12 protein-coding genes are annotated in these 13,231 nt (G+C 68.7%); 4 read left to right on the plus strand and 8 right to left on the minus strand.

Going from position 1 to position 13,231, the window contains the following annotated elements:
• Position 1: 1 nt before the first annotated feature.
• From E0H92_RS18945 to ppdK, 3 genes are all read right to left on the minus strand, one after another.
• Positions 2 to 280, minus strand: coding sequence for a YciI family protein (locus E0H92_RS18945; RefSeq protein WP_131497107.1), 279 nt, complete (start codon positions 278 to 280; stop codon positions 2 to 4).
• Between the two features lie 149 nt (positions 281 to 429).
• Entirely contained in the window at positions 430 to 1,209 is a 780-nt protein-coding gene (locus tag E0H92_RS18950) for a class I SAM-dependent methyltransferase (RefSeq protein WP_202873683.1), read from the minus strand.
• Positions 1,206 to 3,821 carry a pyruvate, phosphate dikinase gene (ppdK, locus tag E0H92_RS18955; RefSeq protein ID WP_238173528.1) on the minus strand — a complete coding sequence of 872 codons (2,616 nt, stop codon included), beginning with the start codon at positions 3,819 to 3,821 and terminating at the stop codon, positions 1,206 to 1,208. Before ppdK ends, E0H92_RS18950 begins: the two co-directional genes overlap by 4 nt.
• Positions 3,822 to 4,150: 329 nt before the next feature.
• Between ppdK and E0H92_RS18960 the strand changes: the two genes are divergently transcribed.
• Complete coding sequence (locus E0H92_RS18960; protein ID WP_131497110.1) at positions 4,151 to 5,005, plus strand: TroA family protein; 855 nt, start codon at positions 4,151 to 4,153, stop codon at positions 5,003 to 5,005.
• A 79-nt stretch (positions 5,006 to 5,084) separates the two neighbouring features.
• On the opposite strand, the gene E0H92_RS18965 is transcribed toward E0H92_RS18960, so the two are convergent.
• Genes E0H92_RS18965 through E0H92_RS18980 form a run of 4 tightly spaced genes read right to left on the minus strand, consistent with a single transcriptional unit; the run spans position 5,085 to position 10,491 of the window.
• A complete protein-coding gene (locus tag E0H92_RS18965; RefSeq protein WP_131497111.1) occupies positions 5,085 to 7,043 on the minus strand; it encodes a vWA domain-containing protein in 1,959 nt (652 codons plus the stop codon).
• Position 7,044: 1 nt separating this feature from the next.
• Positions 7,045 to 8,442, minus strand: coding sequence for an ATP-binding protein (locus E0H92_RS18970; protein ID WP_131462337.1), 1,398 nt, complete (start codon positions 8,440 to 8,442; stop codon positions 7,045 to 7,047).
• A gap of 45 nt (positions 8,443 to 8,487) precedes the next feature.
• Entirely contained in the window at positions 8,488 to 9,765 is a 1,278-nt protein-coding gene (locus E0H92_RS18975) for a serine hydrolase domain-containing protein (protein ID WP_131497112.1), read from the minus strand.
• A gap of 9 nt (positions 9,766 to 9,774) precedes the next feature.
• Positions 9,775 to 10,491 (minus strand): Clp protease N-terminal domain-containing protein, encoded by a 717-nt coding sequence (locus E0H92_RS18980; protein WP_131497113.1) that lies wholly within the window; start codon positions 10,489 to 10,491, stop codon positions 9,775 to 9,777.
• A 75-nt stretch (positions 10,492 to 10,566) separates the two neighbouring features.
• On the opposite strand from E0H92_RS18980, the gene mug reads away from it, so the two are divergent.
• A complete protein-coding gene (gene mug / locus E0H92_RS18985) occupies positions 10,567 to 11,070 on the plus strand; it encodes a G/U mismatch-specific DNA glycosylase (protein WP_202873684.1) in 504 nt (167 codons plus the stop codon).
• 41 nt (positions 11,071 to 11,111) lie between these two features.
• The gene (locus E0H92_RS18990; RefSeq protein ID WP_131497114.1) at positions 11,112 to 11,600 is read left to right on the plus strand and encodes an AAA family ATPase; all 489 of its coding nucleotides are present in this window, start codon (positions 11,112 to 11,114) and stop codon (positions 11,598 to 11,600) included.
• On the opposite strand, the gene E0H92_RS18995 is transcribed toward E0H92_RS18990, so the two are convergent.
• Positions 11,590 to 12,522 carry an alpha/beta hydrolase gene (locus E0H92_RS18995; RefSeq protein ID WP_131497115.1) on the minus strand — a complete coding sequence of 311 codons (933 nt, stop codon included), beginning with the start codon at positions 12,520 to 12,522 and terminating at the stop codon, positions 11,590 to 11,592. The two genes, E0H92_RS18990 and E0H92_RS18995, sit on opposite strands and share 11 nt — an antisense overlap.
• A gap of 111 nt (positions 12,523 to 12,633) precedes the next feature.
• On the opposite strand from E0H92_RS18995, the gene E0H92_RS19000 reads away from it, so the two are divergent.
• The gene (locus E0H92_RS19000; RefSeq protein ID WP_131497116.1) at positions 12,634 to 13,206 is read left to right on the plus strand and encodes a TetR/AcrR family transcriptional regulator; all 573 of its coding nucleotides are present in this window, start codon (positions 12,634 to 12,636) and stop codon (positions 13,204 to 13,206) included.
• Positions 13,207 to 13,231 lie beyond the last annotated feature (25 nt).

Genomic DNA, 13,231 nt, shown 5'->3' on the forward strand with positions numbered 1-13,231 from the left:
GTCAGCTGAACGGGAAGAGGGGCTGCCATTCGGCGAGGGTGGCGATCTCGTAGACGTCGGCCGGCGTGTACGGGTCCTTGGCGAGGATGTCGCGGAGCTCCGCCTCGTCGGCGACGTCGTACACGAGCAGCGCGCCGGTCTGGTCGGTGAACGGTCCGGCGGCGACGAGCTTGCCGTCGGCCTTCAGCGCGGCGAGGTACTCGCGGTGCGCCGGACGGACCTCCAGCCGACGGTCGGTCTGGTCGACGTCGAAGCGCAACTGCACGACAAATTGGGCCATGTCCAGAACTCTACAAGAGCCTTGGAAACAAGGAGATTTGGTGCGGGAAAGGGAGTCACGAGCCGCCACAGCGGCTGGTTCAGGTCAGACCCGAAAGTCGACGAGTGATCTCCCTTCCCGCCCGGATATTCTGACCAGCCGACAGGCCCCTACGCAAGGGGTTGGTTAAGAGAAATTCCTACAGACAGTTGATTCAGATAACGCTTCGTGATCGAACCTCCGGCGGCGTCGATGAGACCGCCGATGCACTCATACAGTCCGTCACGCCGGTCCGTTGTCAAGGCCCGATGGCCCGAATACGACGACAGAAGTTCGAGGTACTCGGCCGTCGAATAGTCCACATCCCGGACATATCTGCGGAACTCCACGGACCCGAAAAATCCTGTCTCCGCAAGCCCCTCCGGATCGTTCGGTACGTCGTCCGCGGCCGGCAGACCGCCCTTCGCCGCATCGTCGGTGAACCGGTCGTAGCAGGACTGCACGTCGACGAAGAACTGCTCGGAGCCGCCCGCGACGTGATGCGTCGACACGACCGCCAGCGCGCCACCCGGCCGTAGCACGTCCACGCATCGCTGGACGCGCGTCGCGGGATCGAGCCAGTGGAACGCGGTCGCCGAGATCACCAGGTCGAAGTCCGCGGGCGGCAGGTCCCAGGCGTCGAAGTCCGCGACGACCACCTCGACCGCCGGGAACTTCCGCTGCAAGACCGAGGCCAGCTCAGCACCCAACTCGACCGCGGTGACCGACCAGCCCCGCTGCACCATCGCAGCAGTGGCCTGGCCGGTCCCCGGGCCGATCTCCAGCACCCTCGGGCGCTCCCCGACGATCCGCGCGAGCTCGTCGAAGAGCTCGCGCGGATAGGCCGGCCGGACGCGGTCGTACAGCTCCGCGTCCTCTCCGAAGGTCTGCCGAAGGTTCTGTCTGCTCACTCGGCCAATGCTGCCCGGCCCGCCTCCAGACGTGCCACCGGAATACGGAACGGCGAGCAGGAGACGTAGTCGAGGCCGACCTCGTGGAAGAAGTGGATGCTGTCCGGGTCGCCGCCGTGCTCGCCGCAGACGCCGAGCTTGAGGTCGGGTTTGGACGCCCGCCCGCGGTCCACGCCGGTCCGCACCAGCGCGCCGACGCCCTCCCGGTCGATCGACTCGAACGGCGACACCGCGAAGATGCCCTTCTCCAGGTACCGCGAGAAGAACGCGCCCTCGACGTCGTCGCGGCTGAAGCCCCAGGTCGTCTGGGTCAGGTCGTTGGTGCCGAACGAGAAGAAGTCCGCCGCCTCCGCGATCTGGTCCGCGATGACCGCGGCCCGCGGCAGCTCGATCATCGTGCCGATCGGGATCTCGAAGCCGGCGCCGACCTCGGCGAGTACGCCTTCCACCTCGTCGCGCGCCAGATGCAGCTCCTGGACGGCGCCGACCAGCGGGATCATGATCTCCGGCCGCGGATCCTGACCCCGGCCGCGGAGCTCCTTAGCCGCCTCGGCGATCGCCCGGACCTGCATCGCGAACAGGCCGGGAATCACCAGCCCGAGCCGCACACCGCGCAGGCCGAGCATCGGGTTCTGCTCGTGCAGCCGCTCGACCGCCGCGAGCAGCTTCTCGTCGTGCTCCGACGCCGAACCTCGCTCGCGCGCCACCGCGACCTTCACCGCCAGGTCCTCCATCGACGGCAGGAACTCGTGCAGCGGCGGGTCGATCAACCGGATCGTCACCGGCAGCCCGTCCATCGCGTCCAGCAACTCCAGGAAGTCCCCGCGCTGCAAGGGCTCCAGCTCGGCCAGTGCGGCCTCGCGATCCGCGTCGTTGTCGGCGAGGATCAGCCGCTCGACGGATTCGCGCCGCTCCCCCAGGAACATGTGCTCGGTGCGGCACAGCCCGATCCCGGCCGCCCCGAACCGCCGCGCCCGCGCCGCGTCGTCCGCGGTGTCCGCATTGGTCCGTACGCCGAGACGCCGTACGTCGTCCGCGTGGGTGATCAACCGGTGTACCGACGCGACGAGCTCGTCGCCCGCGTCCGGGGCCAGCGTGCCCTCGAAGTACTGCACGACCGGCGACGGTACGACCGGAACCTCACCGCGGAACACCTCACCGGTGGTGCCGTCGATCGAGATCAGCTCGCCGGCCTCGAGGACCGTGCCGTTGACCTTGATGGTGCCCTGGGCAACGTTCACGTCGAGTTCCTCGGCGCCGCAGACACACGTCTTGCCCATGCCGCGCGCGACCACGGCCGCGTGCGAGGTCTTGCCGCCGCGGCTGGTCAGGATGCCCTGCGCCGCGATCATGCCGTGCAGGTCGTCGGGGTTGGTCTCGCGCCGGACCAGGATCACCTTCTCGCCGCGCTCGGCGGCCTCGACCGCGGCCGCCGACGTGAACACGACCTGGCCCGAGGCCGCACCCGGTGACGCACCGATCGCCTTCGTGATCAGGTCTTTCGCGGCCTCCGCGTCGAACCGCGGGAACATCAGCTGCGCCAGCTGCGCGCCCTTCACCCGCTGGAGCGCCTCGTCGGTGTCGATCACGCCCTCGTCGACCAGGCTGGTCGCGATCCGGAACGCCGCCGCCGCGGTCCGCTTGCCGACGCGGGTCTGCAGCATCCACAGCTTGCCGCGCTCGACGGTGAATTCGATGTCGCACAAGTCGCGGTAGTGACCTTCGAGCGTGGCCATGATCTCCATCAGGTCGTCGTACGACGCCTTGTCGATCTGCTCGAGGTCGGCGAGCGGAACGGTGTTGCGGATGCCCGCGACGACGTCCTCGCCCTGCGCGTTCTGCAGGTAGTCGCCGTACACGCCGGGCTGGCCGCTCGACGGGTCGCGGGTGAACGCGACGCCGGTGCCGGAGTCCATGCCGAGGTTGCCGAACACCATCGAGCAGATGTTCACCGCCGTGCCGAGGTCGGTGGGGATCCGCTCCTGGCGGCGGTAGAGGATCGCGCGGTCCGAGTTCCAGGAGCGGAACACGGCCTCGGTCGCGAGGTCCATCTGGGTCCGCGGGTCCTGCGGGAACTCGCGGCCGGTGTGCTCGTACACGGCCTGCTTGAAGGTCTCGACGAGGCTCTGCAGGTCGGCGGCGTCCAGGTCGAGGTCGTTGCGGGTGCCCTTCGCCTCCTTGGCGTGCTCGATCGCGTCCTCGAACACGTCGCCGTCCATCCCGAGCACGGTCTTGCCGAACATCTGGATCAGCCGGCGGTACGCGTCCCAGGCGAACCGGGGGTTGCCGGAGTGGTGCGCGAGCCCGTTCACCGAGTCGTCGTTGAGGCCGACGTTCAGGACCGTCTCCATCATGCCGGGCATCGAGACGGCGGCGCCGGAGCGGACCGAGACCAGCAGCGGGTCGTCGGCCTGGCCGAGTTTCTTGCCCATCTTCTGCTCGAGCAGCGCGACGTGATGGTCGATCTCGTCGGCCAGGTCGGCCGGGACCGCGCCGGTCTCCAGGTACGCGCGGCAGGCGTCGGCGGTGATGGTGAAACCGGGTGGCACGGGCAGGCCGAGGTTGGTCATCTCGGCCAGGTTCGCCCCCTTGCCGCCGAGCAGCTGCTTCATGTCCTTGTTGCCTTCGGCGAAGTCGTAGACGAGTTTCGGCACGGTCACTCCCTGGGTTGCAGGCGGGTGTTTTCAGGCGCGGGAATGTGGCCCGCTGGCCCGTCGACTCCGGCGGCGGGGGCGTGCTTTCAGAGTAAGCCCAAAAACCAGTCCAGTTGAACACTGGTCTCACCATGCTGACGTGACCCTCCCCACAGGTCGAAGGCCGGAAAACCCTTCCCTGATTGACAACGCGAGACATTCGGCGTGTTCACCGATGAAACCTTCGCCGGGCGCGCTACGGCGGTTTCGTCGACCGCGGATCGGGTAGCCGGGCTAGAGTCTGCGGGGTGCGTATCGTCTCGTTGCTTCCGTCGGCGACCGAGATCTGTTTCGCGCTCGGGGCCGGTGACGATGTGGTCGGGGTCACCTTCGAGTGCGACTACCCGGCCGCTGCCCGCTCCCGGCGGATCGTGTCGACGACCGCGCTTCCCGAGGGTCTGACCCCGGGCGAGATCGACGCCGCCGTACGCCGGATGGTCGCCGCCGGGGAGGACCTGTACCACCTGGACGCGGGTGCGCTGCGCGAGCTCGACCCGGACGTGGTGATCACCCAGGACCTCTGCGCGGTGTGCGCGATCGACGTGACGGAGGTCGACGAGGCACTCGACTACCTGGGCTGCCGGGCCGACGTGGTGAGCACCGACCCACACAACCTGACCGAGGTCCTCGACTCGATCGAGACCATCGGCAAGGCCATCGGCCGAGACTCCACGCAGTTGGTGGAGAGCCTCCGGACGCGCCTTGGTGCGGACCTGCGTGGCGGTGGGCGGCTCGCGTTGCTGGAGTGGACGGATCCGCCGTTCGCGCCCGGGCATTGGTTGCCGGAGATGGTTCAGCTCGCGGGCGGGGTGAATGTGCTGGGGACGCCCGGGGAACGGTCGAAGGCGATCAGCTGGCAAGACGTCGCGGCCGCGGAGCCTGACGTGGTGGTGTCGGCGCCGTGCGGGTTCGGTCTGGACGGGGCTGCCGAGTTGACGGAACTCCTGATGGGCGAGCTGCCGGCGGACATTCCGGTGTGGGCAGTGGACGCCAACGGATACTTCGCGCGGCCGGGACCTCGACTGGTGGATGGCGTCGACGTGCTGGCGGCGATCCTTCGCGGAAAGGCCCCGGACCCGGCGATCGCACGGCGCCTGCGGTAGTAGCCGGGGGTGGGGACAGGTGGCGGGGCCGTTGGACAGGTTATTGCCTGTCCAACGGCCCCGCTTGGTGTTTGTTGGGTTAGAGCTTGCGGCGGGTTCGGAGGTAGTCGCCTACTACGGCTGCTCCTAGGCCGTCTGCGTCGGGGGCGAGGACGCGGCCGCCGCTGCGGCGGGCCAGGAGGTCGACGAAGGCGTTCAGGCGCGGGTCGTCACCGAGGCGGAAGACCGTCAGCGAGGCGCCGAGCTTGGCCAGTCGGTCCACCTCGAAGATCGTCTTGCGGAGGGTCGCCGCCTCGGGTGGGTACGAGAACTCGGCCGTGCCGTCGGGCTCCAGGTGAGCGGTCGGCTCGCCGTCTGTCACCATCAGTACGACGGGCTGCGCGTCCGGGTGCCGCCGCAGATGACGCCCGGCGAGGAGCAGCGCGTGGTGCGCGTTCGTGCCCTGCTCCCACGTGCCTTCCATCCCGATCAGCTGAGGCAGCTCGACAACCCCGGCGTACCGGCCGAACGTGATCAGCTGCAACGCGTCGTTCCGGTACCGCGTCGAGATGAGCTGGTGCAACGCGAGCGCCGTCCGCTTCATCGGCAACCAGCGCCCTTCCTGCACCATCGACCACGACGTGTCGACCAGCAACGCCACCGCGGCCCGGGCCCGATGCTCGGTCTCCGCGATCTCCACGTCCGCCACATCCAGCTTGACCGACCCATCGAGCGACGCGCTCCGCAGTACGGCGTTCCGCACCGTCCGCGGCACGTCCCACGGTTGGGTGTCCCCGAACTCCCACGGACGCGACGATCCACTCAGCTCACCGGCCGCGCCGGCGTTGGCCGCGTCCCGTTCACCTGATCCCCGAGCGGTCCGCAGTACGTCGGCCAACGCCGTCTGACCGAGCTGACGCAACGCCTTCGGCGACAACCGCAGCGAACCGTCCGGCGCCCGCTCGATCAGGCCCTGATCACGCAGCTGCCGTTCCAGCTCACTCAGCCGCCGAGCGTCGACCGTCGCCTCGTCACCCAGCTGACGGGTGAGCGCGTCGAGATCGATGTCCTCGAGCCGCGCCCCCGGATACGACTGGGCCAGCTGCTCCGCCAGCGCATCCAGTTCCGCGAGATCGGACATCGCCTGCGCGCCCTCGGCGAGACCGAGCGGATCGTCACCTCGCATCTGCTCCGAGGAGTACCAGTCCTCCCCCGGCCGCAGCGACTGCAGCTGAGCGTCCAGCTGGGCCAGCTGCTGCGCGAGTTGCGGACTGCCGAACGCCTGTTGCGAAAGCTCCGCGAGCTCGGCGCGCTGTTCGGGTGTCATCGAGTTCAGCATCCGCTGTGCGGCGGCCGCCCGCTGCGCGAGTACGTCGATGAGCTCGTCGACGTTCCGCGGATTCTCCGGGAAGAACTCGCCGTGGTCGGCCATGAACTCCTCGAAGAGTTGCGGCACGTCCGGCCGGCCCTGCGCGTGGGCCGCCAGCAGCGCGTTGAGGTCGGCGAGCATCTCGTTGATCGCCTCGATGTCCTCGGGCGTGGTCTGCTGCAGCGCCTCCTTCATACCCTCGAACCGTGAGCCGAGCAGCTCACGCCCGAGCAGCTCCCGGATCTCCTCGTACTTCTCCCGGGCGTCCGACGACTCCCACTGGTAGTTCGCCAGCTCCCGTACCGCGGCCGCCGTACCAGACGGAAGCGCGTCGAGCTCGGCCTCCTTGAACCGCGCGTCGTCGGACGGATTCGGGAACAGCTCGCGCCGCTCCGCTTCCAGCGCCTCGTTGAGCAGCCGCTGGACCTCCTGCAGCGTGCCGTCGAGGTTGTGCCGCCGCTGGATCTCGCGACGGCGCTCCCACAACCGGCGGCTCAGGTCGTCGAGACCCTGGGTGTTCCGGGTGCCGCGCCGGAGCAGTTCCTCCAGCGCGGACCGCGGCGACGACCCGCTCATCACGTCCCGGCCGATCTCGTCCAGCGCATCCCGCAGATCCGCCGGCGCCTTGAGAGGATCCGGCCCGTCGTGCCACGGCCCGTAGGACCAGCCTTCCGGAATCGAAGCCGACATGTCAGGCCCCGTAGACCGTGGTGTCGTCGTCGGCGTCCTTGGCGACGCGTTTGGACAGGTACAGCATCTCCAGGGCGAGCTCGATCGCGGCCGCGATCCGCCCTGACGAGTCGTCCGGCTCGACACCGGCGCGGGCGGCGACGTCGTGGAGAACAGGCAACTCCGGCAGCGCGGCCAGCACGTCCCGGCCGGGCACCCGCTCCCCGGTCGTCACAAGGTTGCCGTCGGCAACAGCGTGTGCGAGCGGGGTGAGGTCGAGCCCGGCGAACCGCTCCCGGGCCGTGTCGGCCACCGACCGGCGCAGCAGGTACTCGAGCAGTTCGATCTCGCGCCCTTCCTCCCCCGGCTCGAACTCGAGCTTGCCCCGCAGTACGGCGGGCACCGCCTCGAGGTCCACCGGCCGGGCCACCGCGGGCTCCTCGCCCGTGATCGCGCTTCGCCGCAGTGCGGCGGCGGCGATCGTCTCCGCCGCGGCGACCGCGAACCGTGCGGACACACCCGAGCGCTGGTCGATGGACGTCGACTCCCGCAGATGCCGGACGAACCGGGCCAGCACCTCCAGCAACGGCTCGCCGACCTCGGCGGTGAACTCGGCCTCCTGCCGGATCACGTCCACCTCGGCGTCGATGTCGAGCGGGTAGTGGGTCCGGACCTCGGCGCCGAAGCGGTCCTTGAGCGGCGTGATGATCCGGCCGCGGTTGGTGTAGTCCTCGGGGTTGGCCGTTGCCACCAGCAACACGTCGAGCGGCAGCCGCAGCGTGTACCCGCGGACCTGGATGTCGCGCTCCTCCATCACGTTCAGCAACGCGACCTGGATGCGCTCGGCGAGGTCGGGCAGCTCGTTGATCGCGACGATGCCGCGGTGCGCCCGCGGGACCAGGCCGAAGTGGATGGTCTCCGGGTCGCCGAGACTGCGGCCCTCGGCAACCTTCACCGGGTCCACGTCACCGATCAGGTCTCCGACGCTGGTGTCCGGCGTGGCGAGCTTCTCGGCATACCTGAGGTCGCGATGCAGCCACGCCACGGGCAGGTCGTCGCCCAGCTCGGCGGCCCGGCGTTTCGAGGCAGGCGTGATCGGGTCGAGCGGGTGCTCGGGCAGCTCAGCACCGTCGATCACCGGGGTCCATTCGTCGAGCAGACCGACCAGGGTGCGCAGCAGGCGAGTCTTGCCCTGGCCGCGCTCACCGAGCAGTACGACGTCGTGCCCGGCGAGCAGGGCGCGTTCGAGTTGCGGGATCACCGTGCGGGTGAAACCGACGATGCCGGGCCACGGATCCCGTCCGGCCCGGAGTTCTTTCAGCAGGTTGTCACGGATCTCGGCCTTGATCGACCGAGGAAGATACCCGGCGGCCCGGAGGTCACCGGCTTTACGAGGGAGTTCAGCAGGTGCACTAGTCACGTGTGAGACGTTAGCTCGCTCACCCCAAACCGCGCCTCAAATATCTCAGCGCTTGGGTGTTACACGGCCCGACGTGAACACGTGCGTCGGCCGGAACGTGACCGGCGCCCAGGGATGCGCCGGCGACTCGCGGGTGACGAAGTGGTCGCCGTCGGCCGGTTCCGTCGGGCGCAGCTCGTACTCGTGCACCGGATCGTCCGAGAACAGGAGCCGATCACCCGTCGCGGAATAGGTCATGACCAGTTCGTCGTCACGCTTCGCGACGTCGAGCCGTACGCTCGCGCGCTCGTAGACACCCGTGTGACGGTCGTCGACCGGTACGTCGATCGGCTGCGGCGCGGGCGGATGCGCGACACCGGCGTACTCCGTGAACACCTCGGAGGCGAGCGGCTCGAACAGGCGGGTGCCGTTGCCGGAATTGGTCAGCAGGCACATCGCCAGCCGTGCCTCCGGATCGATCCGCAGGAAGGCGAGCTGGGAGATGGTCGACCCGTCGTGACCGAACAGGCGGCGGCCGCCCCAGTCGTAGATCCGCCAGGTCAGGCCGAGGTCGACGAAACCGCCGATCCCGGCCGCGAACGGGACCTGCGGCTCCTGCATGGCCGCGTATCGCTCGTCGGTCAGGTGCATCCGGGCGAACTCGAGCAGGTCGGCGGCGCTCGCACTGATCGTCCCGGCGGGACCGATGCTGCGTGGGAGCTGCCACGTCTTCACGCGCGAGCCGTCCACCGCGAGGTGACCGACAGCGACGCGTTCCATGATCGCCTCTTCCGGGAGGGTGACCGTGTGGGTCAGGCCGAGCGGCTCGACCAGACGGGCCTTCAGCGACTCGTCCCAGGTCCGGCCGTCGAGCACCTCGATCAGCCGGCCGAGCAGCATGAAGCCGGCATTGCAGTACGAGTACGCCGTACCGGGCTCGAACAACTGGTCGACGTCCGCGATCAAGGCGACGTACCGCTGCAGGCAGTCGTCACCGCGACCGGTGTCGGTGAACAGGTCACCGTCGATGCCACTGGTATGGGTCAGCAGGTGACGGACCGTGATCCGTGGGTCAACAGGTGCCTCGGGCAACAACTTGACGATCGGGTCGTCCAGCCGCAACCGGTCCTCGGCGGCGAGCTGGACGATCATCGACGCGGTCCACGGCTTGCTGATCGAACCGATCTGGAACAGCGAGTCGGCGGTCGTCTCGACACCGGTCACGGCGTTCAGGACGCCGTACGGCGCGATGGTCGTCTCGCCGTCGTGCCAGATACCGAGCACCGCACCGGTGACCTCGCCCGCCACCGCCAACTCGTTCAACCGCTCCGACCAGTCAGGCATACGCCCAACTTACTTCGTGAATCCTTCGAGGGCGGCGCGGACGTCGGTCCAGGCCGCCGACTCCTCGAGGCCCTGCTCGAGCAGGATCTTCGTGGCGATTCCGGCCTGGTCCCGATAGAACGCGAGCAGCAGGTGCTCGGTGCCGACATAGTTGTGGCCGAGTGTCAGCGCCTCACCGACCGCTCCTTGGAGAACGTGCGCCGCACGCCGGGTGTACGGCGGGTTCTCGGCGTCGAGGCCCTTCGGCTGGTCGCTCGGCTCCCCCGCCGGGCTCTGGACGTCGACCGCCGCCAGGACCGAGTCCTCGGTGATGCCGTGCTGGACGAGAACCTTGGCCGCGATCGCGGCGGGTTCCTTGTACATCGCGAGCAGCAGGTGCTCGGTGCCGATGAAGTCGTGGTTGCGGTCGCGGGCGATGGCGCCGGCCGCCTGGACGACGGCGCGGGCCCGCTGGGTGTAGCGCTCGAACGCCGGGCGCGCGGTCCAGGAGTCGGCGAAGCGTTTGTGGGCGGCCTGTTTGCTGACGCCGAGCACGGCGCTGATCTCGACCCAGGACTTCCCCGCGCCGCGGGCCCGGTCGACGAAGAAGCCGAGAGCGGCGTCGCTGGTGGCGGTCAGTTCGGTGATCGTCGCCGCCGCGGTCCCGAGCTGCTCCAGCTCGTCGTCGCTGCCGGCGTCGGCCTTGATCGTGGTGATGAGTTGCTGCAAATCAGGTCCGGGAGTCATGCCGTCAACCCTAGGTTGACAACCCGTCGGCGTCAACCCTGGGTTGACGAAGGCGCCGGGGCTAGGGTGTGGCTCGTGCAGGGGATACCGGATGTGATCGGGCCTGGGGTGCGGGTGCTGTTCTGCGGGATCAATCCCGGGCTGATGTCGGCGGAGACCGGGCATCACTTCGCGCGGCCGGGGAACCGGTTCTGGCCGGCGCTGCACCTGAGCGGATTCACACCGCGCCAACTGCGGCCGGCCGAGCAGCAGGAGTTGCTGACCTATCGGCTCGGGATCACCAACGTGGTCGACCGGCCGTCGGCGAAGGCCGCTGAGTTGACGCGGGCCGAGTTCGTGGCGGGCGGCGAGAACCTCGTGAAGAAGGTCCTCGACATCCAGCCCGAGTGGCTCGCGGTGCTCGGCGTCACGGCGTACCGCGACGCCTTCGCGGAACGTACGGCGGCAGTGGGCAAGCAGGATCGGACGATCGGCGCCACCCGGGTCTGGATCCTGCCCAACCCGAGCGGCCTGAATGCCCACTACACGTTGCCGAAGCTGGCCGCCGCGTTCGCCGAACTCCGGGCGGCCGCCGGTTAATTCAGGTTTCTTCGACGGCGCTTCTCGCTACGGTGAAGCGCATGGCGAAACGTAACTACCTTGTCGAGGGCGGTTCCGGCACCGGTAAGAGTTCGGTGTGCCGAGAGCTTCGGAAGCGCGGCTATCAAGCCGTTGACGGCGACAACGAACTCGCCTACGCGGGCGATCCGGATACCGGCGAACGCGTCGAGGTCCACAACCACTACAACCACATCTGGGACGTCGCCAAGGTCCGGGAGATCGCCGCGGACACCACCAACGAGATCGCCTTCTTCTGTGGCGGTTCCAGGAACTTCACCAAGTTCCTGGACGTGTTCGACCAGGTCATCGTGCTGGATGTGGACACCGAAACCCTCAAGCAGCGGCTGGTCGCTCGCGAAGCCGACGACTGGGGCGGGAACGACGAGGAGAAGGAATTCATCGTCCGCCTGCACGCCACCCGGGACGGCGTACCTCCAGGGACGGTCATCGACACCACCGCGCGTTCACTCGGCGAGGTCGTCGACGCGATCTTCGACGCTATTCGCTGAGCGCCTTCTTCAGCGTCGAGATCGCGAGTTCGATCGCGGCGTTCGCGGCGTGCGTGTCGCGCAGCGCGTCCAGCATCACGAAGTCGTGGATGATCGCCGCGAACCGGACCGCGGTCGTCGGTACACCGGCCTCGAGCAGCTTGGCGGCGTACGCCTCGCCCTCGTCCCGCAGTACGTCGGCCTGACCAGTGATGACCAGCGCCGGCGGCAGGCCCGTCAGCTGCTCGGTCGTCGCCCGCAGCGGCGACGCGGTGATCTGGTTCCGCTCGTTCTCGTCGGTCGTGTACTGGTCCCAGAACCACTTCATCCCGTCCAGCTGCAGGAAGTACCCCTCGCCGAACTCCTTGTACGACGCCGTGTCGAACGAAGCGTCCGTGACCGGGTAGAACAGCACCTGCTGGACGAACTTCACGTCCCCGCGCTCCTTCGCGAGCAGCGTCACGGCGGCCGTCATGTTCCCGCCGACCGAGTCGCCGGCGATCGCCAGCCGCTCCGCGTCCAGACCGTGCTCCTTGCCTGAGGCAATGATCCAGCGGGCGACCGCATAGTTCTGCTCGAGCGCGTGCGGGTACCGCACCTCCGGCGACAGGTCGTACTCCGGGAACACCACCGCGGCGCCCGCGCCGACGGCGAGCTCACGCACCAGCCGGTCGTGCGTGTGCGCGTTGCCGAACACCCAGCCCGCGCCGTGAATGTAGAGGATGACGGGCAGTACGCCGGTCGCGCCCTGCGGCTTGACGATGCGGGCCTTGGTGCCGTCCGCGGCGGTCACCCACTCCTCGTCGACCGGGAGCTTCGGGTAGTCGGTGGTCTGCACCTCGTCGACGGCCTTGCGGCCCTCTTCGGGGGTCAGCTGGAACAGGTACGGCGGCTTCGCGGTCGCGTCGGCGAAGGCCTGGGCGGCGGGCTCGAGAACGGTCATCTGCATCCTCCTTCAGGATCGGAGAACGTTCGTTCTCCGCGGTGTTTGCTACTGTAGGAGAACGATGGTTCTCCGCGCAAGGTGGCGCGGGTCACGCGGGAGGTTCACCAGATGGTGCTGGACACGGCGACGGCGCAGCAGCAGGTGCTGGACGCGGCGGACGCGCTGTTCTACGAGCGCGGCGTGCAGGCGGTCGGGATGGACGCGATCCGGGCGGCGTCCGGGGTGTCGCTGAAGCGGCTCTACCAGCTGTTCCCGTCCAAGGACACCCTGATCGAGGCGTACCTGGACCGCCGGGACGCGCTCTGGAAGTCGATGCTCGCCGAGCACGTCGACGCCGCGACCGACCCGCGCTCGCGGATCCTCGCGGTGTTCGACTTCCTCTCCGACTGGTTCCAGCAGCGCGACTACCGGGGCTGCGCGTTCATCAACTCGTTCGGTGAGCTCGGCACTGTCTCGCCCCGGGTGGCGGATTTGGCTTCGCAGCACAAGGAAGGCTTCCGCCAGGCGTTGACCGAGTTGTCGAAGGCCGCCGGCGCCGTCGATCCGGATCGCCTCGCGGACCACCTCATCCTGCTCAGCGAAGGCGCCATCACCCGGTCCGCCATCTCCGGGACGGCCGACCCCGCGGTCCGCGCCCGGGAGGCCGCGACGATGATCCTGGACGCCTCGCTGAAGAGCTGACACCACCCATTGGGCAGGATGGGGC

This window comes from Kribbella speibonae (assembly GCF_004331375.1).
GTDB lineage: Bacteria > Actinomycetota > Actinomycetes > Propionibacteriales > Kribbellaceae > Kribbella > Kribbella sindirgiensis.